General features: G+C 35.8%; 30 protein-coding genes and 1 pseudogene. 2 read left to right on the forward strand and 29 right to left on the reverse strand.

The window, feature by feature from the left end; translation table 11 throughout:
* Window positions 1-14: 14 nt before the first annotated feature.
* The 10 genes from flgL to KI338_RS05285 all read right to left on the reverse strand — a co-directional run bounded on the left by flgL (window position 15) and on the right by KI338_RS05285 (window position 8,964).
* Window positions 15-893 (reverse strand): flagellar hook-associated protein FlgL, encoded by an 879-nt coding sequence (flgL, locus tag KI338_RS05240; RefSeq protein ID WP_212919891.1) that lies wholly within the window; start codon window positions 891-893, stop codon window positions 15-17.
* A gap of 7 nt (window positions 894-900) precedes the next feature.
* Window positions 901-2,376 (reverse strand): flagellar hook-associated protein FlgK, encoded by a 1,476-nt coding sequence (gene flgK / locus KI338_RS05245; RefSeq protein ID WP_212919892.1) that lies wholly within the window; start codon window positions 2,374-2,376, stop codon window positions 901-903.
* A 31-nt stretch (window positions 2,377-2,407) separates the two neighbouring features.
* On the reverse strand, window positions 2,408-2,902 hold the full coding sequence (locus tag KI338_RS05250) for a flagellar protein FlgN (RefSeq protein WP_244853354.1): 495 nt from the start codon (window positions 2,900-2,902) through the stop codon (window positions 2,408-2,410).
* A gap of 16 nt (window positions 2,903-2,918) precedes the next feature.
* Complete coding sequence (flgM, locus tag KI338_RS05255) at window positions 2,919-3,182, reverse strand: flagellar biosynthesis anti-sigma factor FlgM (protein ID WP_212919893.1); 264 nt, start codon at window positions 3,180-3,182, stop codon at window positions 2,919-2,921.
* 85 nt (window positions 3,183-3,267) lie between these two features.
* Window positions 3,268-3,690 carry a TIGR03826 family flagellar region protein gene (locus KI338_RS05260; protein ID WP_212919894.1) on the reverse strand — a complete coding sequence of 141 codons (423 nt, stop codon included), beginning with the start codon at window positions 3,688-3,690 and terminating at the stop codon, window positions 3,268-3,270.
* A 43-nt stretch (window positions 3,691-3,733) separates the two neighbouring features.
* Window positions 3,734-4,414 carry a ComF family protein gene (locus tag KI338_RS05265; RefSeq protein WP_212919895.1) on the reverse strand — a complete coding sequence of 227 codons (681 nt, stop codon included), beginning with the start codon at window positions 4,412-4,414 and terminating at the stop codon, window positions 3,734-3,736.
* A 2-nt stretch (window positions 4,415-4,416) separates the two neighbouring features.
* Window positions 4,417-5,811: an ATP-dependent helicase ComFA gene (locus KI338_RS05270; protein ID WP_212919896.1), complete on the reverse strand. Its 1,395-nt coding sequence runs from the start codon at window positions 5,809-5,811 to the stop codon at window positions 4,417-4,419.
* An 84-nt stretch (window positions 5,812-5,895) separates the two neighbouring features.
* Window positions 5,896-6,738: a DegV family protein gene (gene fakB, locus KI338_RS05275; RefSeq protein WP_212919897.1), complete on the reverse strand. Its 843-nt coding sequence runs from the start codon at window positions 6,736-6,738 to the stop codon at window positions 5,896-5,898.
* Window positions 6,739-7,035: 297 nt separating this feature from the next.
* On the reverse strand, window positions 7,036-7,728 hold the full coding sequence (locus tag KI338_RS05280) for a response regulator (protein WP_212919898.1): 693 nt from the start codon (window positions 7,726-7,728) through the stop codon (window positions 7,036-7,038).
* Window positions 7,729-7,818: 90 nt separating this feature from the next.
* Window positions 7,819-8,964 carry a sensor histidine kinase gene (locus tag KI338_RS05285; RefSeq protein WP_212919899.1) on the reverse strand — a complete coding sequence of 382 codons (1,146 nt, stop codon included), beginning with the start codon at window positions 8,962-8,964 and terminating at the stop codon, window positions 7,819-7,821.
* 198 nt (window positions 8,965-9,162) lie between these two features.
* On the opposite strand from KI338_RS05285, the gene KI338_RS05290 reads away from it, so the two are divergent.
* Entirely contained in the window at window positions 9,163-9,813 is a 651-nt protein-coding gene (locus tag KI338_RS05290) for a YigZ family protein (protein WP_212919900.1), read from the forward strand.
* A gap of 73 nt (window positions 9,814-9,886) precedes the next feature.
* On the opposite strand, the gene nagB is transcribed toward KI338_RS05290, so the two are convergent.
* From nagB to KI338_RS05335, 9 genes are all read right to left on the reverse strand, one after another.
* The gene (gene nagB / locus KI338_RS05295; RefSeq protein WP_212919901.1) at window positions 9,887-10,615 is read right to left on the reverse strand and encodes a glucosamine-6-phosphate deaminase; all 729 of its coding nucleotides are present in this window, start codon (window positions 10,613-10,615) and stop codon (window positions 9,887-9,889) included.
* A gap of 1 nt (window position 10,616) precedes the next feature.
* Complete coding sequence (gene nagA / locus KI338_RS05300; RefSeq protein ID WP_212919902.1) at window positions 10,617-11,798, reverse strand: N-acetylglucosamine-6-phosphate deacetylase; 1,182 nt, start codon at window positions 11,796-11,798, stop codon at window positions 10,617-10,619.
* Window positions 11,799-11,904: 106 nt separating this feature from the next.
* Window positions 11,905-12,060: a hypothetical protein gene (locus tag KI338_RS05305; protein WP_212919903.1), complete on the reverse strand. Its 156-nt coding sequence runs from the start codon at window positions 12,058-12,060 to the stop codon at window positions 11,905-11,907.
* Window positions 12,061-12,426: 366 nt separating this feature from the next.
* Complete coding sequence (locus tag KI338_RS05310) at window positions 12,427-12,756, reverse strand: helix-turn-helix domain-containing protein (protein WP_212919904.1); 330 nt, start codon at window positions 12,754-12,756, stop codon at window positions 12,427-12,429.
* An 80-nt stretch (window positions 12,757-12,836) separates the two neighbouring features.
* Entirely contained in the window at window positions 12,837-12,968 is a 132-nt protein-coding gene (locus tag KI338_RS05315) for an anti-repressor SinI family protein (RefSeq protein ID WP_212919905.1), read from the reverse strand.
* A 195-nt stretch (window positions 12,969-13,163) separates the two neighbouring features.
* The gene (locus KI338_RS05320; protein WP_212919906.1) at window positions 13,164-13,910 is read right to left on the reverse strand and encodes an LPxTATN C-terminal sorting signal domain; all 747 of its coding nucleotides are present in this window, start codon (window positions 13,908-13,910) and stop codon (window positions 13,164-13,166) included.
* Between the two features lie 4 nt (window positions 13,911-13,914).
* A complete protein-coding gene (gene sipW / locus KI338_RS05325) occupies window positions 13,915-14,505 on the reverse strand; it encodes a signal peptidase I SipW (protein ID WP_212919907.1) in 591 nt (196 codons plus the stop codon).
* Window positions 14,506-14,554: 49 nt separating this feature from the next.
* Window positions 14,555-15,232, reverse strand: a complete 678-nt coding sequence (gene tapA, locus KI338_RS05330; RefSeq protein ID WP_212919908.1) for an amyloid fiber anchoring/assembly protein TapA — start codon at window positions 15,230-15,232, stop codon at window positions 14,555-14,557.
* Window positions 15,233-15,404: 172 nt separating this feature from the next.
* On the reverse strand, window positions 15,405-16,037 hold the full coding sequence (locus KI338_RS05335) for a CalY family protein (protein ID WP_212919909.1): 633 nt from the start codon (window positions 16,035-16,037) through the stop codon (window positions 15,405-15,407).
* An 848-nt stretch (window positions 16,038-16,885) separates the two neighbouring features.
* On the opposite strand from KI338_RS05335, the gene KI338_RS05340 reads away from it, so the two are divergent.
* Entirely contained in the window at window positions 16,886-17,833 is a 948-nt protein-coding gene (locus tag KI338_RS05340; protein ID WP_212919910.1) for an LCP family glycopolymer transferase, read from the forward strand.
* A 66-nt stretch (window positions 17,834-17,899) separates the two neighbouring features.
* Here KI338_RS05340 and KI338_RS05345 read toward each other — a convergent pair whose 3' ends face one another.
* The 10 genes and pseudogenes from KI338_RS05345 to KI338_RS05390 all read right to left on the reverse strand — a co-directional run bounded on the left by KI338_RS05345 (window position 17,900) and on the right by KI338_RS05390 (window position 26,283).
* Window positions 17,900-18,334, reverse strand: coding sequence for an IDEAL domain-containing protein (locus KI338_RS05345; RefSeq protein ID WP_212919911.1), 435 nt, complete (start codon window positions 18,332-18,334; stop codon window positions 17,900-17,902).
* A 137-nt stretch (window positions 18,335-18,471) separates the two neighbouring features.
* Window positions 18,472-18,906 carry an IDEAL domain-containing protein gene (locus KI338_RS05350; protein WP_212919912.1) on the reverse strand — a complete coding sequence of 145 codons (435 nt, stop codon included), beginning with the start codon at window positions 18,904-18,906 and terminating at the stop codon, window positions 18,472-18,474.
* 171 nt (window positions 18,907-19,077) lie between these two features.
* Window positions 19,078-20,127 carry a hypothetical protein gene (locus KI338_RS05355; protein ID WP_212919913.1) on the reverse strand — a complete coding sequence of 350 codons (1,050 nt, stop codon included), beginning with the start codon at window positions 20,125-20,127 and terminating at the stop codon, window positions 19,078-19,080.
* Between the two features lie 189 nt (window positions 20,128-20,316).
* On the reverse strand, window positions 20,317-20,499 hold the full coding sequence (locus tag KI338_RS05360; protein ID WP_212919914.1) for a cold-shock protein: 183 nt from the start codon (window positions 20,497-20,499) through the stop codon (window positions 20,317-20,319).
* A 168-nt stretch (window positions 20,500-20,667) separates the two neighbouring features.
* Window positions 20,668-21,849 (reverse strand): MDR family MFS transporter, encoded by a 1,182-nt coding sequence (locus KI338_RS05365; RefSeq protein WP_212920058.1) that lies wholly within the window; start codon window positions 21,847-21,849, stop codon window positions 20,668-20,670.
* Window positions 21,850-22,003: 154 nt separating this feature from the next.
* The gene (locus tag KI338_RS05370; RefSeq protein ID WP_212919915.1) at window positions 22,004-22,615 is read right to left on the reverse strand and encodes a pyroglutamyl-peptidase I; all 612 of its coding nucleotides are present in this window, start codon (window positions 22,613-22,615) and stop codon (window positions 22,004-22,006) included.
* A 14-nt stretch (window positions 22,616-22,629) separates the two neighbouring features.
* Entirely contained in the window at window positions 22,630-23,577 is a 948-nt protein-coding gene (locus KI338_RS05375; RefSeq protein ID WP_212919916.1) for a 5-oxoprolinase subunit C family protein, read from the reverse strand.
* A 6-nt stretch (window positions 23,578-23,583) separates the two neighbouring features.
* A pseudogene (locus tag KI338_RS05380) lies at window positions 23,584-24,355 on the reverse strand (LamB/YcsF family protein).
* A 6-nt stretch (window positions 24,356-24,361) separates the two neighbouring features.
* Window positions 24,362-25,066, reverse strand: coding sequence for a 5-oxoprolinase subunit PxpB (gene pxpB, locus KI338_RS05385; protein ID WP_212919917.1), 705 nt, complete (start codon window positions 25,064-25,066; stop codon window positions 24,362-24,364).
* A gap of 14 nt (window positions 25,067-25,080) precedes the next feature.
* The gene (locus KI338_RS05390) at window positions 25,081-26,283 is read right to left on the reverse strand and encodes a CynX/NimT family MFS transporter (protein ID WP_244853356.1); all 1,203 of its coding nucleotides are present in this window, start codon (window positions 26,281-26,283) and stop codon (window positions 25,081-25,083) included.
* Window positions 26,284-26,643: the final 360 nt, after the last annotated feature.

Genomic DNA, 26,643 nt, shown 5'->3' on the forward strand with positions numbered 1-26,643 from the left:
GGGCCAGGGTCAAATTAACGTAGAAAATCTAATAATGTTGGCTGAATAATTCGTGATCCAGCTGATAATGCTGCACGATGGATACTTTCTTGGGTAATCAATTGTGTAATTACCTTTTCATAATCGATGTCTTCATTTTTAGACATCATATCTGTAGCAGAAATCTCCTGTGAATCTAAACGGTTTTCTATTAAGTCTAGACGATTCATTCTTGCACCAAGATCCGCACGAGCGTTTAGGACATTATTAATATTCCCATCGATTGCATCGATACTTGCTTGAATAGCACTTTGATCGTCAGAATCTAAAGCACCAAGTAGATCATCGATATTGTTAAAAAGATTACTACTAGGTCCAAAAATATTTTCTGCATTGACATTTGCCTGAATTTGTATTCCTGAAGAAACTTCAATATTCACAGGACTTTGATTGAAGCCTGTTATGTTATCTGGATCAGTAATTGGTGGTGTGTCTGTTTGTGTTCCATTAAATATATATCTATCATTTACCTTCGTGTTAGCGATATCAACTAAATGTTGTTTTAATTGCTCGATTTCTTCTTTTATATTTTTTCTTTCCGTTTCATCGTATGTGTCGTTACTTGCTTGAACTGTAAGCTCTCTAATACGTTGAAGCGCTTTAGTAGCTTGGTCAAGTGCATCATCTGTATTATCCATCCAATTATGCACTTCACTTGTATTACGCTTATATTGTTCTACTTGTAATACCTGGCTTCGATAATCCATCCCTTTAACTGCAACTACTGGGTCATCTGATGGACGGTTAATTTTTTTGCCTGTTGTAAGCTGGTCCATATATGTACCTAGGTTTTTGTAGCTATTCGATAGATTAGTTAGCATGCTATTTGATAACATAGACTGTGTTACACGCATCTACATCCTACCTCCCAACAATTCCCATACTGTTAATAATTTTATCAAGAATCTCATCCATTGCAGTCATGCTTCTTGCAGCCGCATTATATGCATGTTGAAATCTAATCATGTTCGTCATCTCTTCATCTAGTGAAACAGAGCTAACTGACATACGCTGTACCTCAACCTGTGACTTTAATACTTCAGTATTTGCAGCCATTCGATTTGCTTCTTGTGCGGCGACTCCAAGCCTTCCAATTAATCCCTCGAAAAAGTCTTTAATGGAAGTGTTATCGAGACCGCCTAGTTTATTTTCAAATACATTAGCTAAATTCAATGCATTTTTACCATTACCTTTTGCATTTGCATCATCACTAGCGGCAATTAAATTTGGATTATCAACTATAGCTGAAGAGACCACCATATTACCTTGACTATCAAATTCAAAAAATGCTTGACCTGGATCTCCATTGAAATCAAAGCCTAATGTATGAACTCTATTAAATTCGTCTACAAATTCTCTTGCCAGTTTATTCATATCTTCTTGTACATTTGCAAAAGAAACTTCCTGATTTCCATAGACTTTTAATAAAGAACTTAATGAACCATTAGTAGAAGATGCTACAAAGTTTTCATTATAATTACCAGCTACACCAATTTTAATCTGGTTCACATCTGTAGCAGTATCATCTAAATAAAACTGTTTATAACTAGGGTCATCTAATGGACTTACCAAATCTACAGTTGTTCCATCATCATTCACTAATGTAATCTTAGCTAGTCCACCAGCAATATCTAGTGAACTCTCAGCACTTTTTACTCGTTCTACCTTTATATTTACAATCCCTGAAAGTTTATCAATCAACATATCACGCTCATCGTACAAATCATTAGGAAGTAAACCATGAGGTTCCACTCTTTTAATTTGTTCATTCAAGTCATTAATGCGCCTTAAAATTGAGTTTGCATCGTCAATGGTTACATCGATTTGCTTTCGAGTATCTGATTGCATCTTTTCAAGATTATTTCTTATATAATTGAATGTATCTGCTACAGCTTGCCCCCGCTGAACAACTACTGATCTAGTTGCACTACTATCTGGGTTTACTCCTAAATCTTGAAGTGATTGCCAAAGCTTATCCATCGTATTGGCTAATCCACTATTAGATGGTTCATTAAGTAAACTTTCCATACGATAAAGGGAATCAGCCATGGTTTGCCAGTAGCCATTCTTACTATTTTCCGCGCGAAATTGTAAATCTAGAAAACTATCACGAATACGTTCCACTGTTCCAGCCTGAACACCTTGACCAATTTGTCCGGGTATTTGTGGACGATTACGTGATCCCGCAGGGTATGCTGGTAAAGTTTCAAAATTAACACGCTGTCTAGTATACCCTTCCGTATTTGCATTTGAAATATTATGACCAGTTGTATATAGTGCAGATTGTTGGGCAAATAGCGCTTGCTTCGCCATTTCTAAACCATGGAATGTACTCATTGATTATCTCCTTCTCAAAACGTCTTATCATTTATGCCTTCGAATCGAAAAGAGAACGATTCGCTGATGATTTGTCCATATCTGTTTTATTACTGTAGTTAATATTTGCTAAGGACGGACTTAATAAATCAATAGAAAGCTGAACAAATTGCATGGATTGCTGAATTAATGCAACATTTAACTGTTCTTGTTGTTTTAAGTTGATGAGTGCCTCTGCTAAACGTACTGCACTTGCTTCAAGTGCTTGCTGTTCTCCCTCATCTTGTAAATGCTGTAACATAGTAGTAATAGTAGTATCATCTAGTGACAGCCCATTATCGATAAACCACTTTTCCACTTCTTTTTCCCGTGCTGCTTCTGCCTTTTCTAGTTGCTGAACAAGTTTACGCTCTTTGACTAAATGTGACTGTAGTTTGTCAACTTCACCATTTTTTACTATCGTTGTTTTTTCCAATGAAAACTGGATTAATTGTTGATGAATTTCCACCAACTGTTCTAGCTTATCTATAATCGAAATTACGGACACGAGTGCCGTCCTCCTCCTAATATCTTGACCAAAAATCAATCATTTTCTGTGCTGTTTTTTCGTAATTAATTTCATATTCACCAGTTTCAATACGGTTCTTAATTTCCTGTACATAAGCATCTCGCTTCGCATTGGATTTCGTATTCTCTTGTAGCTTTAATGCCTGTGACGAGATTTCTAATTGGTCCTGCTGCTTTAGTGCTTTTTTATATTCCGCTTGTTTTTGAATTTGGTTTTTATATGGATTAAAATTTGCTTGATTTGGACCATTAATTTTCATGAGATCACCTCTATTTCAAACAAAAATTTCTATTCGTACATCGTTCTATAATTAATATCGACAGGTTTTCACTTTTCTGTAGCATTTATCTACGATGTTTATCAATTGCGTAATAAATTTCTTTTTTGGACTCAACCTCTTTATTTCGTGCGTTTACTTTTTCAATTTCCTTTAGCATAGTTAAATCCTGCTGAATTTCATTTGCACAGTTTCCACAAAGTTTACCAGTTACAATAGTAGATCCACATTTTTCACATGGATACCCTAATTTTGGGAACATTGATGTACGCAGGCGGCGTTCCTTAATGAACTTTGTAATAAGCGTTTCCTCTACACCAGTTGCCTCAACCACTTCCATTAATGTGGCTTCTCTATTTTTCTGTTGCTTTAAAAAAGCATATACGATTTGAAAATCGGCTTCTTCCTTTTTATAACAATCTTGGCATACGTCTCGTAAATGTTTCACAAAAACCTTTCCACATCGTGAGCAATTTGCTAAATCCGCCATTTTCGCTTCTCCTCTTTAACAAATTAATTGATAACATGAATTCTTACCCTCGTACTAATGTATACGAAAACACCCTTGGACAGCCATTCATTTGTAATAGCTTAGCTGCGTGGCGCAATGTTGTACCTGTTGTATATATATCATCGACAAGAATAGCATATTTGTTTAGATTTTGTTGGATAGAAAACGGATTCTTTGAAATTATCCGCTCTTGTCGTGTCTTTTTTGACTGTTTCTCCCCGTGAACTCTTGTTAAAATATCCACTTTAGGAATTTGCAGGAAGTCAGCGAGCATTTCAGCCTGATTGAAACATCGCTCTTCTAATCTTTCTCTACTTAGAGGGATTGGGACTACTACCGCATTCTTAAGATGACTAAATTTTTTTACAAACTCTTGTTTAAATGTCTCATTGAAGATGTTTCCTAGTTCGTAATCACCACGATATTTCCACTTGGCAATGATTTTTTTGATATGTTCATTATACTGGAAAATAGAATAATTAAATTCAAGTACATCATAACCCTGATAATACTTTTCCCATTTGGTACAATCCTCACATACTTCGATATTGGCTATTCTACTACATTTTCTACAACGTTTTCCATTAATTTTTTCAAGATTGCTTGCACATGTATCACATAGATTACGAGGTACAGATGGAATTAGTATATTCAACCAATTTACATCTAAGATTATCGCTTCATGACACCAAAGACAATTCATAATCAAAATCCCCCTCTCCTGTTCATCATTTCAATAGAACGAACAGCACTAGCCATAGCTTCCGTTTTGCCATCATGAAGGAAAATTACTTCTCCAGTAGGGTCAGCGGAACTTCTTCCTGCCCTACCAGCAATCTGTACTAGTGCAGCTTCATCAAAAACAGTATGTCCGGCATCCACAATAATGACATCTACGGATGGAAATGTAACGCCTCTTTCTAATATTGTCGTTGTCACAAGAAGGTCAATTTCTCTAGAACGGAATTGATTAATCTTTTCAATACGTAAAGGATCTTCCGAATGAACAGATGTTATCGAAATAAAACCTAGTTGTTGAAATTCCTCGTGCTTTTCCGCAAAAGCATTCGCTAATGAAATGGTTGGAACAAAAATAAGCACCTGGCGGTTAGGATTCGCCCTTAACGTTAACCATTCTTTCAATATTTCTGGTATCTGGTTTTGTTTTAAATCTTTTTTTAGGGAAAAACATAACCTAAGCTTTGGGACTGGCAATGGCTTCCCATGGTATCGAACGGGTACAAATATATGTGGTAATCTGTGGAAGGCTACTTTCATCTGAAGATTTTTTCGTGGAGTTGCAGTTAGATATATCGTTGTACTTTTTTCTTTTTTTGCCCGGTTAACAGCGAATAGAAGCGTAGAATCATGATGATAGGGAAAAGCATCTACCTCGTCGATAATCATGATATCAAATGTCTTAACGTATCGTAAAAGTTGATGGGTAGTGGCTATAATTACTGGTGCTGACCCCGCTCTTTCATCACTTCCAGCAAATAAGGCCTGAACAGGCACCTCTTGAAATGCAGCCTGAACCCGTGGCTTTAATTCCCGAACTACATCTGCCCTAGGTGTTGCAATACAAATTCTTTTTCCTTGTTTTAGACCTGCTTCAATCCCATGAAACAGCATCTCTGTTTTTCCAGATCCACAAACTGCCCATATGAGGAGTTCCTTCTCAAGACGATTAACGGCTTGTACAATACGCTTGGAGGCTTCTAGTTGGTATTTTGATAAGGTCCCCCTCCAAGTTAAAGGAGAATCGAAAACGGGCCAGATGGGCTCTTTGCCTATCCAATAATAAAGTGGCTCACATTCTAGCACTCTACCCATCTCGATACAATTACGACAATAGGAATGTATTTTATTACAGCCTGCACAGGGAATTTTTCCAAATAGGTGGGATTGACGATTGCCACAACGAAGACATTCTTGATAAAAAAGAGTACGTTTGATAGAAGGAATCTTCGTGAAGTTTTCCTGCAATAGTGGAGTATTAAGAGGAAGCTCTTTCGCAAGTAACAGTTTACCAGCATATTCATATAAAACCTTTGAATCTAACCTTGATGGAATATATGGGATATTATTCGGTGGGGACATTATCTCACTCACTTTCCAAAATAATAGTTGACTGCCAGGTTTTTAAACTGACAGTCAAACAGAATAATAATAAATTATAATTGCTTATTTATAGTACCAACAAACTCCGATTGCACCTTCCCCAACATGGGTACCAATAACCGGACCAAAATAACTAATTAATGCTTCTGTATCTGGATATTTTTGCAGAAATTCATCTCGTAGATCCAACGCATCTTGTTCATGGTTAGCATGTACAAAAACTACCTTTGCAATCTTGCCTTCTCTAGCATCTTCCTCCAGCATACCCATAACTCGATTAATAGCTTTTTTGCGCGTGCGAATTTTTTCAAAAGGAACAATCACTTTATCTACAAAATGAAGAACAGGCTTTACTTGCAGAAGACTTCCTATAATTGCCTGTGCACCGTTCAGTCTTCCTCCACGATGAAGATTAGTTAAATCATCCACAACAAAATAACCATGCATCGTCTTTTTAATTTCATTTAGACGTTCCATTATCTCTTCAGGCGATTTGTTTTCCTTTGCCATTTCAGCAGCCTCTAGCGCATAAAACCCTTGTGCCATACAGCTTATTTCGGAATCAAACGCAAAGACCTTGATTCCCTCAACCATATCCCCTGCACTAACTACTGCTTGATATGTTCCACTAATACCACTCGATAAATGAATGGATACTACTGCATCGAATTCTTCACTTAGTTCCTCTAATTTTTCCGTAATTAGTCCGATAGCAGGCTGTGAAGTCGTCGGAAGCTCTTTCACATTTTTAATTTTTTGGTAGAATTCCTCTGTTGTAATGTCGACTTCCTCTTGATAGGTTTCGTCCTCAAAGTTAACACTAAGAGGAATCATATGTATTCCATAAGCGTTCCGCATATCCACCGGGATATACGCCGTGCTGTCTGTCATTACAGCAACCTTCATGAATACCTTCCTTTCTCTATTTATTTAACTGTTGTTTCAAGCATGCTTCTTTATATTTTACATGAATGTTATAAAAAATGCACCCTCCTAAGTGGGAAAGTCTTATCGTTAAGTATAATTACACAACATTAAGCAATCTCCCATTCCCCTATAATTGGAAGGGTATTATAACATTGGTGGAAAAATCAATAGAAAAATAAACGCTAACATAAAGACCACCTTTACAATAAAATAGAGGCAAGAATCAGTCCCTCCTATTCCTGGTGAGGTACAAGATTCTTGCCTCTATTTATGTGCTTATAGTACTTCAACCCACCCTTTACGTATAGCGGAAACGACCGCTTGTGTGCGATCATTTACATTCATCTTTTGTAAAATATTGCTCACATGGTTCTTAACCGTTTTTTCACTTATGTAAAGAGCTTCTGCCACGGCACGGTTACTTTTTCCATCTGCTAAGAGTTGTAGCACTTCACATTCACGCTTCGTTAGCAAATGCAGTGGACGATGGTATTCAACACGGCTTCCTCCACCAACTGTAATTGCTTCTTTTGCAAGTCGTCGGTATTCCTGAACTAGATTATGTGTAACTTTAGGATGAAGATATGAACCACCTTCACTTACAACCTTGATAGCCTCAATAAGTGAATTAGAATCCATTTCTTTTAATAAATAGCCTTGAGCACCTGTCTTTAATGCATGGGTTACATAGCTTTCATCATCATGAATCGATAAAATAATAACCTTTGATTTTGGGAAATTACGAACTAACTCTGCTGTTGCCTGTACACCATTCATATTCGGCATATTTATATCCATTAGTACAACATCAGGATTATATTCCTTAACTAGCTGTGAAGCCATAATGCCGTCGTCACCTTCTGCAACTACATTGAAGGATGGCTCAAATTCCAAAATACGTTTAACCCCTTCACGAAAAAGCTTATGATCATCAATTAGTACAATCGATATGGTAGTATCCAAATTCATGACAATTCCTCCCCAATACGTAATATCTTAATCTATATCTATTTCCCCTATTACGTTCAAATGATAGACCGACTTTCTCTCTCTATTATATTAAACAAGTGCCCGCTTATGGGGAACTTGGATAATGATCTTCGTTCCTTTTCCGATAGCAGAGTCTATTTCCATCACGCCATCGAACATTTCAACACGCTCGCGCATCCCCATCAATCCAAACGACTTATCTCGTTTAATCGTAGGATCAAAGCCTTTTCCATTATCCTGAATGATTAAATTTAAATTTCGTGTACAAATTTCTATCTTTACACTAATTAATGTTGCTTCTGCATGTTTGATTGCATTTTGAATCGCTTCTTGAGCTAATCTAAAAAATGCAATCTCGTACTTTTGATTTAATCTTTTTACCTCACCGATAGATTTAAAATCTATTTTAACATTATTGTACTCAGCTGTTGTCGAAATATATTTTTTAATAGTTGGTATAAGCCCCAAATCATCTAACGCCATTGGTCTTAAATCATAGATAATACGTCTAACCTCATATAGAGAGCCACGTACCATCTTACGAACATTTTTGATTTCCTCTAGTGCATCTTCTGGACTGCCTTCACGGAAAGTACGATCAACTAGTTCAGACCTCAGTAATATATTGGCTAGCATTTGCGCAGGACCATCATGAATTTCTCTGGAAATACGTTTTCTTTCCTCTTCCTGAGCTTCGATTATTTTCAATCCAAATTCTTGCTTTTCTTTGGCTTCTTCAATCATTTCATTTACTTGTCTAAAGTCATCTGTTAAGTAAGTTAATATTACTGCTATTTTATTTGCAAGGTTCTCCGCGCGTCTAATCGTATGTTCTAAATTCTGTAGTCTTCTTTCAAGTTCATCTCGTTTAGTACGCAATATTCTCTCTTCTTGCCTAAGCACTGCTAGTTTAGTTTGTAGCTCATGAGTAGATTCATAGACTTCCCGTATCTCATCTTCCGTGTAGCGATCAAAGTATTTACTGACCTCAGATAAACGTCTTCTTGAATAGCGAACATTATGTTCAAGCTTGTCACCGTCTTCAATATACTGTAGCACTTTCGCCTTTGTATATTCTAGCTCACGTAGCAATTGTTCATGTTCGGAACGAGCTTCTTCACTAATATTAAATATTTCGTCTTTACTATTCTCAACAACGTCAACCATTTCATCAAGTATGTAATCTAAATCTTTTTCCCTAGTTTTCACTACCATTAGCACTCACCAACCTATGGTATAATTATACGTGCTCAATCTTTATTTTTATAGGGTTTTAAAGAAATATTTCCTAAAAATTCTTCATTTGATACTATTTTATCAATATTTGTTAGTTACTTCTACCCATTATTTACTTTACTCAAACCTTCTTTTTACTTATTATATACTAAAACAATCTCTAGAGGGGGAAAAGCCATGTTATCTAGCTATTTTACAGTCAATCAAGATTCCGGCTCCCATGAAATAGTCATTCAAAAGTCTAGGTTCATTGGCACTATCAAGCGAGTTGAATCGGAAACCGAAGCACAGCAATTTATTCAAGGTATGAAAAAGAAATACCATGATGCTACTCATAATTGTTCGGCATATATTATTGGTGAACATGATCAAATCCAAAAAGCAAATGACGATGGTGAGCCAAGTGGAACAGCTGGAGTACCTATTCTAGAGGTTCTAAAAAAGCAACATCTTAAAGACACAGCTGTAGTTGTCACACGATATTTTGGAGGAATTAAGCTTGGTGCTGGTGGACTAATACGCGCCTATGGAAGCTCAACAACTGAAGCCTTAAAGGCGGTTGGAATTGTCAAGCGCCAATTAATGAAAGGTTTTTCTGTGACAGTAGACTATTCTCTTTTAGGAAAATTTGAAAATGAACTAAGAAATTCTGAGCATATAGTAGAAACCATAAACTACTTAGAAAACGTTGAATTTATCGTTTATGTAGAAGCTGGTACCGAAAACAATTTCGAAGAGTGGATCATCAACCTCTCAAATGCGAAAGCAACCGTTCTACCATTAGAAGTAAAATATATCGAAATTCCAGTAGAAAGTACAAAAGAATAGAGAGTAGAAAAAGCAGCCATCTTCTATACTTACAAAAAACTGGCAACCGTATGGTGCCAGTTTTCCCAATATGCTAATTTAATTTAGAAAGTGCTGCCTCATCAGCAATAATCGTAACATCTTGATGTTTTTGTAATATCGAAGCTGGAAAATCTTCAGATACTTCACCATTCACCAATCTTGCTATGGCATCCGCCTTATTCTCACCAGAAACTAACAAGACTATTTTCTTGCTTTCCATAATCGTTTCAATGCCTGTAGTAATAGCTTGTGTTGGTACCTCATCCATGGATGCAAAAAATCGAGCATTCGCACTTCGAGTAGATTCATCTAGCTCAACAATATGAGTACGACTTGTAAATGGTGTACCAGGTTCATTAAATCCAATATGACCATTAAGCCCTATTCCAAGAATTTGCAAATCAATCGACCCATGAGAACGTATTAACTCCTCATAGGAAGCACATTCTTCTTCTAATTTAGCAGCAACCCCATTCGGTACAAATGTGTTTTCTTTGCTAATATCGATATGATTGAAGAGCTTTTCATCCATAAAATATCGGTAACTATTTGGATCATTGGCAGCTAGACCAACATATTCATCCAAATTAAAGGTTGTCACATTCTGAAAAGAGACTTGTTTATCTTTATTGTTCTCAATCAAGCATTGGTAAAGTCCTTCCGGTGTAGAGCCTGTAGCAAGTCCTAGTACTGGCTTTTCCAATTCTTTTACTGTTTTCACGACTATCTCACTAGCCTTTTTACTCATTTCCTGGTAGTCTTTCACAGAGATAATATTCATTTTATTCCTCTCCTTCATACGCAATTGTTCCACGACACAATGTATATTTTATAGTAAATTGATCGTCTACAACTAATAAATCGGCATCTTTTCCAATTTTTATACTACCTTTTCTATCAAAGACACCTATTTGTTTAGCGGGATTCATACTAGCCATGGCTATAACATCCTCAAACGATACGCCATCAAGTTTTAACATTTGCTTTACGCCATTACCCATTTTCAAAATGCTACCTGCTAGAGTTCCATCTTCCAGAACAGCTCGAATCCCATCTACGAAAACATTTTGGCCACCAAGATCATAGTTCCCTGCCTGTAGACATTTAGCACGCATCGCATCAGTAATTAAAATTAAACGTTCACTACCTACATTTTCATAAATTAGTTGAAGCATTTCAGGTGCAACATGAATACCATCCGCAATTAATTCTGCACGTAGTTCCTCTAATAGAAAAGCTGCACCAACAACTCCAATATCACGATGATGTATTCCTGACATAGCATTACATAAATGAGTAACTTGTCGAACTCCGCGTGATACTGCTTCTTTCATGCCAGCAAAATCTGTTCCCGTATGACCAGCAGACACATTTACTCCTGCATCCGCTAAATGACGAATAAAAGAGCCATCCTCATCATGCTCAGGTGCCATCGTAATAGTCTTTATTTTATTATTGGAAAGTGCTTGCCACCTCTCGAAAAGGTCAATATCTGGTTTTTTAATATGCTCTAGTGGTTGAGCACCTTTTTTACTTGGCTCAATAAATGGGCCTTCCAGGTGCACCCCAATAATATCAGCAAAACCATCCTTATTTCGGTAACTTGCAACATTCCGAAGGGCACGTTCAATATTCTCAGTAGACTGTGTAATCGTAGTTGCCAAGAAACTAGTTGTACCCTCTTTCGGTAGAACCTTCGCTATCTGATCCAGCGCTTCTTCCGTAGCATCCATAACATCGGAACCATTTGCTCCATGGATATGACCATCAATAAATCCGGGGACAACATTTAATCCTTGTCCATCAAGAATTTTAAATCGACTAGGGTAGCTCTCTGGTTTTTCTTTATCAGTAAAAATTTTCGAAATTCTACCTTCTTCGATCATTAAACCGCCATTTTCTATCATCCTGTCTTCTGCATATATTGTTACATTTTTAATATAAAGTGATAGTTGATTATTCATTGATGTAATTTCCCTTCCCTAACTATTTTATATAATTTCAAGTTAGCACAAGGAAATTTTTATGTAAAGAATTAGAGGGTGTCCAAAATGTACCCTCCTCCAATAGTCAATTCGCAATATGTTTGTTTTTCGTAATAATATTTTGGTCGTTTATTTCCTTTATAAGCGTTTGAATTAACTCATCAGATGAGCGAATCTTATTTTTTTCAGTATCATCAATTACCCTTTTCATCATATTTTTAAATAACTCACGTTCAACCATTTAATTACCGCCTTGATTTAGTATTTGGTTTGTACAGCCTATCATATCATAATTTTTAAAATTTGCATTTTTAAAATCACATTACAAATTTATATCGCTCATTATTACTTAGACAATGATATATAGTGAACCTGCTATATTATTATATTCGTTGTTATACATCCCCAAAAGGAGGCGTTAATTTGATATTAGCTTAGAATATATCCATTTGTAGTAGCATATGTCGTAAGGAAACAAAACGATTCGATTTCCAATTGAGTGATGTAATAACCTCTAGAAAAACTGTTTATTGCTTGTCCATAAAATATGAATTCGTATTTCTTCAATACTTTTTTCTGGCAGTAAAAAACCGTAGTCTCCTACGGTCTAGTTTCGTTGTTCATTTCTCCATTTATTAAATTCAAGATATTCTTTAAATTGCTCCTTTGATACACCTGATTCCATAGCTTCCTTCACTATTTGAAGCCATTCCCCATCTAATTCTTCTAGTCCTTCATTTGCATCGGCATTAACAAGTTCATTAACAGAGACACCTAATACAAAACTAATCTTCTCAATAAACTGGATCGATGGATTGGATTGGAGGTTTCGTTCAATAGAACTTAAGTAGGACTTTGCAACATTTGCTTTCTCTGCTAATTCCGAAATAGACATCTTGCGTTCCTGCCGTAATAGTTTTATTTTTTCACCGATCAAGTTGTCTCACCTCTTTCAAGCGAATTATATCACAAACAGGTGAGCAGTTCTATATAAAGGACACTTTTGCTACTAAAGTATTATGTATGCTGTCTTGCCTCAAGAAGGAAAAGGCGTATTTCCTCAATCGACATCCCAAGTTTCTTCGCTTCTATAATTAAAGCTACCCATTCGTAATCAAGTTCAGTCTTACTTACTGTTTTATTCAACATTACGCCCCCATTCCTAATATACACTAATTTCAACCACTAGCTTTCTTTCTCCATATAGTATGTCTATTTCTTTATGGAATTTATTTCAAGTATAATTATACTAAATATCTAAGGCATTTTGTGTGTCTTGTTTTGTCAAAACGAAACTAGTTTTGTAGGAGAAAAGTACTAATATTATCGAAAATAATAATATGTTCATTTTCGTATCCATTTTATATTTTTGTTAGTAGTTATTTGTTTAGCCAATAGTATAATTAGTGCACCAGTAATGATTAATGTTACGCCAATAAATAAGAAATTGAATAAGCTTGTAGCAGTACTAGGAAGGGTGGAACCACCTTGGGAATTACTCCCACTATCAATAATCCCTTCTACCACTTCTTCATCCTTTTCACTAGAGTTTTCATTTTTAGGGTTTTCTTCTTTATTATTCTCTTCTGGATTTTCACCTCCAGGATTTGAGGTTATATCTTCAGCAATAAACAAAAAGCTGAAGTTCGAACCTAATCCTTGATAGTCATTACCCAAATGTTCGGGGAATCGTATGGTTATAGCTAAGTCTTCTTCACCGTTTCTATATAATTTTCTTTCAGGTAGCATATCAAAATCTGACAACTTACCATTGTAGATAACTATATTTGCATCCTTTACCTCTAATAATAGTTCATTAAAAAGTTTATCTATGCCTTTATTTTGGACTTTCATAGTATAGGTAAAATCTCTCTTACCTACATTTTTGACTGTGATACTTCTAGGCGCCCAATCTCCAGGCTTCATATTTGATACATCAAATAAAGCTTCTTTATGTGAGATCTCAATATCTATCTCTTTAACTGAATTAGCAAAGGTAGTAATAGTAGTTAAACTTAACATAACAAGAATGGTAAAAAAAATTAGAATTAATTTTTTCAGATTCAATCTCCCCTTTACTTTCTGATACATCTCCCTATACTTTGGATGCTAATTCCTCTTTATTTGTTTTATCTTTTGGATTCCCATACGTATTAAGTGATGCCAATGTCCTCCAAATAGAAATAATCGAAAAAAGAAATATAACAATACCCGGGATTAATAATAAGAACGCGCCATTTTTTGACTGCGCAAAGTTAGTGAAATATCCAGCAAATGGTATGGTGATACCCGTATATTCAGCAACTACGTTCTCTGAAAGAATAGGATTAATATCTGCTGTATTATTATTATCTCCTTTCGTTCGATATAAAACTTTATCACCACTATGAATAACCTCTATGATTCTATGTGTTATTAATTTTCCATTACTTTCCTTATAAGTAATGACATCATTCTCCTTAAAACGGGTCATATCCCCTCCAGGTTTAACTGCAATGATAGATCCTGTTTGAATCCCTGGCTCCATGGATCCCGAGAGTACCGTTTTTAATTGATATCCAAAAATCTGTGGTTCCCCACCTGAAAGTTTTGTTACCAATACCATACTTCCCACTATTACTAATAGTAAAAAAAGCATTCCAGTCAGTATATTGTTAAACCATTTAAAGACTTTCTTCTTATTCATTTTCTCCACCATCCTGAGCATATTCTTTCTTTAATCTGTCCGTAGATTTTCAACTGCCATCATTATTTATATCTGTTTCCACTTTAGATTTTTCTTGTTGCTCATTATCTATTCCTTCAGATTCTTGAAGTTTGTCTTGCCCATCTTCATTTGAATCTTCTATATTGGAGGAGTCAGATTCACTCTCCTTATTTTCACCCTCATCCTTGTTAGGTTCCTCTGAAGTTTTCTTTCTTCCATTACTACAATCCACTGTTGTACTCTTACTTGTTATATATCCCGACGTCTTATTTCCAGTCGTAAAATAGTAAGTCCCAGATTCACTAGTCACAAATCGTAAATTTATCTTTTCACCCTTTGCTAAAGGTGGGACTGTACCAGTTTCAACTGCAGAGCCTCCTGCTGTTAAATAGACTTCATACTTAATTTCATCCTTTAAATTCTCTTTTCCGTTGTTTTTCAAGGTAACAGATACAGTTGCAGGACATGTTTTAATATTTTGTTCTCCAGTAGGGAGAAATACTAAGCCAGATAAGTCTGGTTCAACACTCCATGTTCCTGATGAAACGGTATGATTAACACTTCTAGTAGTTGTAAAATACGCAGAAGTGCTTTCACTAATCTCCCCAATAATATAAACAAATAAATAAAAGCAAAGTACAACTTTTACAACTAAAAATAAATGATTGTTCTTTTTTCTATCTCTTCTTATTCGTGTACTTTTCAAGAATAGCTCCGCCTTCCTCAATAATGATATATATAGATAATTTATATGCATTTACAAACACAGAAGAATTTTCATGCTTGAAAATACATATAAAAGAAGGGAGAAAAGAGATCTCCTCCCTTTTAGCTAATTAAATTTACACTAGGTGAATATAGAATCTATTAAACCAGTACTATCTCAGTTCACCTTCTGTTTGATGGGCATTGAATGTCCAGGTAAGTTGTAGGGCATCACCTTGGAATTCATTTTGGTCTTTCCCATTATCTACAAATTCAAAAGCTACAAACATTTGATCACTATCACCTGCTTGTAAGCCACTATCTTCGCCACCTAAACCTAGTAGCCAAGTCCAGAAGCTATTTAAATTCTCAACTGCATCTGGAGTCATATTTTGCAGATCGTACAAAGTAGTTTCCGAAATTACATCATTATAATCCCCAATAACCCATCCATCACCGGTTTTGTCTGCATTTTCAAGAAATAATACTTTAATATGTTTACCAAAATCATCTTGGTTATCTCCTTTTGCATCATCAACAGTATATGAAGTTGATAAATCAATGGAGGAGATATCTAACGACCCATTGTTAATTAATTCGAATGCACGAACAACAGTATCTCCTGGCTTTAAGTTATCGACATTAACAATAGTTGTCGGATCAACACTTAAATCTAATGTACCTGCAGCAAACGTATTGTTCGTTTCTTCAGCATCACTAAAGTACGCAAAAGTTCCTCCAGCAATTAATGCAAGCCCTAATCCTGCTGTTGCTAAACTCATACCTAATTTCTTCTTGATTTCCATTTCTCCTATTCCTCCCCAAAAAAATAGATGTAACGCTCTGCACTTTTAAATCTGCGCATATTTAAAAGTGCCCTGAAGGCTAATTCTCTATAAACTATGTATTCTGCTATGATCAGACGAAATATCTTCGTTTTTGCTAAAAAGGCTTTCTATTCGTTGTTTCGTTCATTTAACCTTCATTACCTATGTATCTAACTAGTTAAACACAAATGTACTAAGAGCATGTGTTGTTCTTCATTAAGAACAACACATTTGAAGTATAGGGTATTTGAACTAGAAAGAAAAACCTCAAAATCGCTCATTTTTTCGTTATTAAGAACAATTATCTCGTTTTTACTTAGAAATTCTTTAAATTACTTATAAATTCTATTTTCAAACACATATCTTTCTTTATAATGAACACAAGAAGCTATAATTTATATGTTTATTCTTTAAAAGAAATCGGAGATACTAAAAAAATAATACATTTTAATGATGATAAGTAATGATTTTTAAACTTATCTACCAGCAACTGAAGACAAGTAAAATCAATCTGAAGGTTTTGCTTAAGTATAGTTATATAAAATAGATATTTCTTTAAATCAACGTATTTAGGGAATCAAATCCAGCAATACTATTCAGACAAACCTTTATTACTTTAACTTTCCTAAAAAGTAACCCCTTAAAACCTTTATCGGATGAAAATTATTGATGCTGCTCAGTACTGGCACATATTCAATTCCATACCTATTAAAATTAAATGAGTAATTTCTCCTATTTTGAAATAGACTATGGACATGAGATTCGATATAATTATTTCAACTAATTAACAAGTCTTACCATTCTAGAAATTCTTGAGGAGAATAAATGTGGCTGAAACAAGAGAGGAATATAAAAAGAGAGTAAAAAAGAGAAAATGGCCATACATAGTTGGAGGAATTCTATTATTTATCCTGCTTATTGGTGGTGGCTATGCATGGTATATATGGGATAAGCTGCATGAAACAGTTAGTAACATGCATGATCCATTGGAAAGAGATGAAAATCCAGAGCGTCAGGAAGAATTAAAGGATATTTTCAACAAGAAAAAATCACTGAATATCTTATTATTAGGTGTGGATGAACGCGCTGGTGACAAGGGACGTTCTGATACGATGATACTCATGTCCTTAAATCCAAATACAGACTCTATGGTTATGCTAAGCATCCCGCGTGACACCTATGTCAATATTCCAGGATATGGAATGGACAAAATAAATCATGCCTATGCACGTGGTGGTGTCGAATTATCCGTTAAAACTGTTGAAGAAGCTTTTCATGTACCTGTTCATTTTTATGGAAAAGTGAATATGGAAGGTTTTGAACAGGGGGTAGACTCATTAGGTGGGGTTACTGTTACAAATGATTTAGCATTTACTCAGGATGGTGTACACTTTCCTACAGGAGAAATTCATCTAGATGGGGAGGAAGCTCTTGCTTATATACGAATGCGTAAAAGTGATCCAAGAGGTGACATGGGTCGAAACGAAAGACAGCGTGACGTTATTTCCGCCGCTCTAGAGAAGGCAGCGAGTTTCTCAGGTATTACGAAAATAGGTGAAATCTTAAATATTCTTGGTGATAATGTTAATACAGATCTTAATATGAAAAACATCCAGAATCTGTTTACCAACTATTTAAGCACGAGAGCCAATATTGAAATGATGGAAATCACCGGTAGTGGACAGATTATTGGTGCCGTATGGTACTATATCGTACCTGAATCAGAGTTCGATCGTATATCAACGGAAATAAAACAGTTTATGAAAGAAACGTAATAGCCGCGCCAGTGCGCGGCTATTTTTTAAACAAAATTGACAACTTCTATTGGATTCATCAACAAACTACAGTAGTGCTATTAAGTCATAAAAGGTCTCTTCATTGCGCTCATCTAACGCTTTATCAATAAGTCTCTTCACGTTTAGACGTTCTAATTCATCCATAATGACTTCAATATCATCATTCATATTTTTAACTTTCATTTCTTCCAAATGTGGTTTTGTAATAAAATATAGCTTTATCAATACATCAGGAATATTAATGAGTTTATTCATTGGAATATATAATAAAGCATCACCCTTTTTAAAAGCAAAAGTAGCATCTAAATTTTCAATTTTCTTCGTAAAACGGTTGATGACAAATTGTTTACAACGTTCTGGTGTAAAATGATATATTTCATTTTCAATCGAAATGGTAAAATGCTCTTGATCTAGGAGAACATAAATGTTTTCATTATCAGTCTTGATGAAAAATGGCTCAAATTTTTTAACGGTTAACATAGTTTCTCCCCTTTTACAGCTACGATTTATTATGAAATACCCAGATTTTCCACCACTTAAACTTATTTAAATAAAATAGACCAAAAGGAGTATGTCAACCTAATGCTAGCTAGGTATAATGACATACTCCTTTTCGTTTATAATAACCTTACTAATTCTCGAAAAGTGTTCTCATCTCGTTCGTCCAGTGCTTTATCTATTAAACGTTTAATATTTAATCGTTCTAATTCCTCGAATATAAGCTTGCTTTCAAACTCCTCATCGACTTCATAATCGATTCCATAATATGGTTTAGCAATATGATGCAATTGCGTCATAAAATCGGGAAGGGAAATGAGTTCAGTCATCGTTAAATATATGACATCTTTTCCTTTTTGAAAAGCGAAACGAGACCCAACATTCTCAACTTTTCGTGTTCTGCGATTGATGCGAATTTCTTTTCCCTCAATCGGGATAAATTGAAATACTTGTTTATTAATAACTACGGAAAAATATTGATACGCTAAAATAATCCGTACAAATTGATCGTCCGCTTTAATATAGTATGGTTTAAGCATCTTTACAGATATCACGGTATCCACCTCCCATTAATTTAATATACTCTTAATTTTCAGTTAATTTATTTTACATTATTTACAATCAAAAAACAAGTGAAAAAATATGGTAATCGACCATTTGATACGAATATCCTACTATGTGAGAAAAGTCCTGCAAGTATTCTTTAAGACCTTGCAGGACGTAAGTTATACGAGGATTCTCCCTAAAATAAATGATTTAACTTTCTCTATTTCGCGAGAGTCCACTATAAATTGTTCTTCCACCTTTTGAATAATTTCTCCTGCCTGCTTTAATTCCTGAATCCCCTTTTTCATAAAAGATTTATAGCGTGAGTTTAAGTTCTCTATTTCATATGCATATTTTTCATCTGTACCAGGGGTGACAGCCTCTTCGTATATATCAATGATGATTTCATTCGAACTTTTCGGGAAAAATTCATGAGGGTCTGTACTATCAAATATGCAAAAGCTTAAATCTCGAACTAAAACCATATCAACACTCTTCGGATCAAAGCTACAGTGGTAAAGCTCAACATCATATCCGTGTTCATGACATGCTTCCATGACCTTCTTCATAAAAGTCGATTTACCAGTACCAGCTCGCCCTTTTAGAAAATATTTGGTATTTAATTGCTTAAGGATCTCTGGAACAACATTTACAACTCCATCTTTCGTATTCGTTCCAAATAATCGTTTCGTGATAGTAGGCTTCTTATCCTCCTTCTTCGGCACCTCTCCCAATAATGAAGTGATAAAATTAGTGAATAATGTATCAGCTTTCGTAAAATCCATTTCTTGAATATATACCGTCTCTAAATCATCATGTATGGAAAGACCAGTGGCAAAATGATTATATGCCTGTTGTGTTAACCTTATTATTTCAGTATTTTCCTCTGAAATATTAGTCGATAGGTCCTGCGCGAAGAATAAGGTTAAATCTAACTCAAATGCCCCATTTAGATTAGGGATAGCAATTCGCTCATCTATTACCGCTAGCTTTTTATCGCGGATAATAACACCTTCCAAAAATTCTTTTCCAACCGAGCTATAAAGAACTTCTATCGTAAAATCATTTTCATATTCACAGATAATTTCCTGCATAATAGCTGTTTTTATCGTATAGGATGGATGCTTTAAGATGATATGGTGATGAAAATTTGAAGTATTAGAGGATAAGAAATTCACAAAGCCCTCAGCAGTATTTCCACTGACATAATACCCTTGTTTATTTGGCAAAGAGACACATCCTTTTTTAGGATTTTATTAATTAAATTATGTTAGAACTAGGCCTTAAGTGAAACTTAAGGCCTTTCTATTTATATTTATTTTATGAACATAATATGATGTGTTTTGTTCACTTCATTTCCATAACTATAACGAAACACTCCCTGCAATGGGGAGTGTTTGCCTCATTTATAGTTATTACTACTTTACTTCAGGTAGTGTCCGTACCTCTTGAATCATGGATGAATGGCATAATGGGCATTCTGGTTCCTCTTTAAAGCTAAATGACTCACGCATCCAGCCATTACAGTCTTCACTAGTACAAGCCCATACATTTGTTTCAACTTCCGGGACTGGCTCCTTAGGTCCTCTTGAGAAAGACATGACAGCATCCCCTTTCATCGTATGTATTTCTATTATACCCTTTTTCGAAACACAAAGAAAGTGACCTTGGTATCATCCATGAACTTCAAGCACTTTGCTTAGACCAAAAGAAAAAGCCCTTGACTCCTAATTATTATTTCAATTAGAAATAAAGAGCTTTATTATACCTTATTTGTCAATGTCTTTCTCATACTTAATTCCTCTATCATATAGCGTAGTCGTAGCAAAAGGAATAAATAATAGTGCAATAAGGATAAAGAATAGCACTTGAATATTAAAGAAATCAACTAGCATACCGCCAAGAAATGGCCCAAGCATTCTCCCCGCAGCTGCAACACTATTTACAAAGCCCTGATAAAACCCTGCCCGTCCATGTGGCGCAAGATTATTGGCAAGTGTAGGAATCGCTGGCCATATAAGCATTTCTGCTGTCGTTAAAATGACCATTGCTGCCGCAAACATCGTAAATTGTTCGGCAAACATTGCAACAACAAACGATAATAAAAAGATCACAGATCCTACATAAATATGAGTCTTTGAGGAAGTAACTCTGTCTGTAAACAATTTTAATAAGGGTTGCCCTAATACAATCAAAAATCCGTTTATCGCCCATAGTGAGCTATATTGCTCAAGGGGGACACCGATATCCTGTGTATAGGATGCAATAGTTGATTGCCACTGACTATAAGCGAACCAAGCTACAAAGAATCCACTACTCAAAATTAATAACGCGATAAAGGCAGGCTTATCTTGTATTTTTCCACTCTGCTCAATGACTGTCGTATGCATTTGACGATTCTTCTCTTCGTCCATTCCCCGAAAAGCAATTAGGACAAAAATGAAAAAGACAATAAACAACGAAGCATTAGCGATAAATATATAATTAAAGGAAATACTTGCAACATATCCGCCAATCATTGCACCTAAAGCAACACCAAAGTTTTGCGAAACATAGATTGCATTAAATGCACGTCTGCCACCCTCAGGCCAGACAGATCCAGCCATTGCAAACATTACTGGCCATGTCATACCAGAGCCAAGACCAATAAGAATTAACATAATAGAATATGGAACGATATCATGATTAAAAGATAAAAATATTGCTGCAAACAAGGAGAGAGATGTTCCTAATAAAATAGTCTTATAGGCACTGTATTTATCAAACAATATTCCACCAACTAAGTTCCCTACAATATTTGCACCTTGGTTAAACATTAAAATAAAGCCAGCAAATGCCAAGCTTTTTCCGAGTTCATTATGCATATAGATAGTATTTAAAGGCCATAAAAATGAACCACCCGTTACACTAATGGTAGTTGCAATCACAAGGAGCCATATAAACTTCGGCATGGTTTCATCATCTCGCATTCTTGTTTACTCATTAACTAGGTAATTTTAATATATATAGAAAAGGAAAGCAATGGCGCGATAAATTTTTCTATAATTCAGATGAGGGGGGCATGCCCCCTAAAAATAGAAAGTAACTGCAATCAGCTCGGCTTTTCTATCTCTCCATCTCAGATAGACTTGTTAATGCTAGCTTTATGCCACGAAGTAAATCCGATTGAGACCAGCTTGGCATTGGTTTTTCTATGGCTAAGGCGTGTGATGCTGGTATATGAATAAAACCTGCTGGTAGATCAAGATTATGTTGAGCTAAATAATGAAGAACATGATACATCACATTATTGCAAAGATATGTTCCAGCAGTATTCGAAATTTTTGCTGGAAGTCCCTCCTTTTTTAGTTTATCTACCATTTCATAGATAGGTAGTTTCGAAAAGTAAGCATCTTGGCCAATTTCGAATATCTTCTCCCCATTAGGTTTATGGCCTTTATTATCAACTGGGCCATCATTACAATTAATTGCGATACGTTCAGGGGTTATACAATTTCTACCTGCCGCAAGACCTAGCGATACAATCGCATCTGGTTGATGCTTTTCGATCAGCTCTAAAATTTGACTACCAGATTGATGAAAATCAACGGAAAGTATCTCGCCAATAATTTTGTAACTACCTATTAACTCACCATTTAAGTAGTTAGCTATTTCTGTTGTTGGATTTATAGGAAAATCAAGGAACGGTTCAAAACCAGTAAGTAGTAGTTTTTTCATTTTTGCACCTCTATTCAAGTTATATGAAATCGAAATGTTTCTAGTGTGGACAGAATCTGTTCTCTTTGCCTATAACGAGCTTGAGCTTCCTCAATTGTAACAGGATAAAACCTTAGCTTTCCATTTGGAATAAGCTGGGAAAGCTTTGGAATATCGGTAGTCATCACCGCACCAATTCGCGGATAACCACCTACTGTCTGCCTGTCCGACATTAAAACAATTGCATCACCATTTGGCAAAATTTGAATCCCACCTAGTGGTACAGCATCCGACCAAATATTTGGGAGTTCCTCTTCTAATATTACATTACTAGAACTCAGTCGATATCCCATTCGATTGGAATTCGGTAATACGATAAATTCTGTTTGAAAAAACTTTTCTCGAATTTTATTCGAAAAAAAAGCAGTGTGTGGTCCTTCCAATACCCCAAGCTTCAGTTCAGTTGATATGGTTGGAATAAATTTCGGATGAAGCCTTATTCGTTGCTTCCTCTTTATTGGTAGTCCCAATACAGTGTCATCCCTCCATAATTCTCTACCTAAACCGCTTTGAATATCAGTCGATTTACTATGGAAATAAGAAAGCGACCCAACCCCCCCTGCGACAGCAATATAGGCAAATAAACCGGATTGATGTTTTCCAAAAGAAAGGGAGTCTCCTTCATTCATTCGTATTGTACTGTACATTGGTACCGGTATGTCATTAATTTTTGGGGTAAAGTTAGCCCCTGTAATAGCAATTGTAAGCTGTGTCTTTGCTACTAACTCTGGACCAATTAATGCCACTTCTAAGCAGGCTTCATTCCTTCGATTTCCCACTAATATATTCCCTAGCTGCATTGCATAGGAATCCATTGCACCTGAAACAGGGATACCAAATCGCTGATAACCTTTTCTTCCAAGATCCTGAATGGTTGTTCTTAAACCTGGTCGAATAACCCGAAAGATTTCCGTTGAATTCATAAAAAGTCAACACCTCTCTCTAATGGGCTTAACAGCTAGTCCCTCGTTCCATAATGCTTCATTTAGTCTTTTCGCAAAATGTACGGCCTGTGGATGGTCACTATGAATACAAACCGTATCCGCTACAAGGGGAATCAACGTTCCATCAATGGCGCAGACTGTACCTTTTAATACCATTTGTTTCACCTGTTCCACTGCTTGCTTTGGATCATGAATCAAGGCATTATGATGTGATCGTGGTGTTAATGAGCCATCAGGTTGATAAGTCCTATCTGCAAAAACTTCCGAAGCAACTGCTAATCCATACCTTTCCCCTGCTGCTACAAGCTCACTGCCAGCTAAACCATATAAAATCAGTGTTTGATCCAAATCCTTAATAGACTTCGCAATTGCATCTGCTATTTCACGCTTTTTTTGCAGCGGCATTATATAGAGCTCCATGTGGTTTTACATGTGTCATTGGTACTTGGTGTATTTGACAAAATGCCTGTAGACTACCTATTTGAAAAATCATAAAATGATAGATTTCTTCTGGTGTATATTCTACATAACGCCTCCCAAATCCCTCTAGATCTGGATAACCAGGATGTGCCCCAATAGCAAGCCCATGTTCCTTGGCAAGTCTTACTGTACGGTCCATTACATTTGGATCGCCTGCATGGCCTCCACAAGCTATATTTACCGAAGATATGGCCGTCATTAAATCCTCATCATAGCCAAAGGAAAAGTGTCCAAAGCTCTCTCCCATATCACAGTTCAAATCGATGCTCTTTTTCATTTACAATCACCTCACTATTTTTACTTGAAAGGTGCTATCTTGAATTATTTCTTTATATTCGCTCTCTGTAATACGATAAAACTTCACCCAATCACCAGGCTGAAATAAAAAAGCCTTTTGCGCTTGAGCTAGATTATATATCTCAACAGGTGTCCGTCCAATAATATTCCAACCTCCAGGAGAATCAATTGGGTATATTCCTGTTTGTCCATGCGCTATACCAACAGAACCTGCTGGTACTATAGCCCTCGGTTTTTCTAATCTAGGTGCAGATAATCTATGATTAAGACCTCCTAAATAAGGAAACCCAGGTAAGAAGCCAAGCATATAAATGAGATAGGTTGGTTCTTCGTGGAGGGCAATGATTTCTTCTTCCGAGATGCCCTTCGAATTAGCGAGTTTTTGTAAATCTGGTCCATGTTCTCCCCCATACAATACTGGGATAAAGATGGTTCTTTGATCTATTGGGGAATCATTATCAGTTTCCTGTGCAAGCAAACTGATTCTTTCTACTAATTCCTGATATAGAATAATACTTGGATCGTAATAAATCGTAACCGAATTATACGAGGGAACCCATTCTACTACTCCTTTTAAGTTAGAACTTTCAAGTTTCAAGCAAAATTGATTTATCTTTATATTCGTTTCCAGAGAAACATCTGCCGAAAATTGAATGATTACAGCCTGATCCCCATTCGGTTGAATTTGCATGACTATTCCTCCACTTACACAAATTTGTTACGACCTGCCCCTAATCCAAAAGTAATAACTAAAACCGTAATAAATATTAATGTTATTAACGGAAGAGTCCAGGCATGGGTAATATCAAATAAAAATCCAAATAACATCGGGCCAATAGCTGCCAATAAATACCCAAGCGACTGAGCCATTCCAGATAAATTAGCAGCTTGACGAGCATTTCGAGAACGGAGTCCTAATAATGTAAGTGCTAATGGAAACGTACCACCCAAGCCAATACCTAAGAATACAATACTGATAAACATGGCCATATGCGAATTACCAAGTAATAATCCCAAATAGCCACAAATTGACGATATGCCTAGCAGTACGACTAGCAACCGTTGGGAAGAATATTTTCCAGCTAATACCGGAACAAAAAAACTTGCCGGCAGACCGATGAATTGCATTAATGATAGCATCCATCCCGCAGCCTCCATACTAACACCTGTTGCATGCAAAATTTCTGGCAACCATGAAATCGTCACATAAAATAGAAATGATTGTAATCCCATATAAAAAGCTATTTGCCATGCTAATGCATTACTCCATAAGCTATGGGAGTTATCTGCAAAATTAAGAGAATCAACGTTTTTATTTCCGTTTTCTTTTCTGGCAAGATAGAACCATATTACAATACCAAGTAGTGTTGGGATAACCCACACGAAAAGTGCAAGGTTCCATCCTAATTTGAACCCACTGGCTAAAGGCACGCTTAACCCAGAAGCTAGAGCGGCAAAGGTTCCCATTCCCGTCGAGTACACACTGGTCATCAATCCAACCTTCAAAGGAAATTTTTCCTTAATAACCCCTGGTAATAGCACATTACACACTGCAATACCAATACCAACCAGAATCGTTCCAACGACCAATAAAAAAATCATGGATATTGATCTTAAGGAAATTCCAATTGTGAGAATCATTAAGCCCCATAGCATTGTACGCTCATTTGAGAAACGATTGCCTAGCTTAGCTGCAATAGGTGACATAAACGCAAAGGCAAGTAGAGGCAAGCTAGTTAACAGACCTGCACTCCAATTTGTTAATCCTATATCATCCCGAATGGTTGTAATGAGAGGTCCAACAGAAGTAATTGCCGGACGTAGATTAAAGGAAACAATAATTATTCCTGCAATTAACATAAATTTATATAGCTGGTCTTCTTGTACGTGCTGTTGATTTAAGTCCAAAAGTTGTTACCCCCTCCGATATATTGCTTCATTTACTATAGCATATTGGATAAGCTATAGGGAAAGATGGCGGATTGGAATTTTTGAAGAAATGAGTATTAGAAAAAAAATCAGCGTTATTCATTACAAAAAATTGGAGTAATACATCTTTAGGAAGCAATGAAGATATTTCCTCGGAAATAATCCTTTAATGTCGAAAAATGACAAAAGCTTATTAGGCGGTGTTTCTTAATTATTATGGAAATTTATGAAGATTTTTCAAAGCGTTAAAAAAAGGTTGATTTAGACTATCTTTCTATCTTTTCGTACAGCTTATGTAATCGCTAATTTCTCCTTTTAAAAATGGACAGAGTTAAATCC

Origin of the sequence: Ornithinibacillus bavariensis, from assembly GCF_018333235.1 — a bacterium.
GTDB classification, from domain to species: domain Bacteria; phylum Bacillota; class Bacilli; order Bacillales; family Amphibacillaceae; genus Ornithinibacillus; species Ornithinibacillus bavariensis.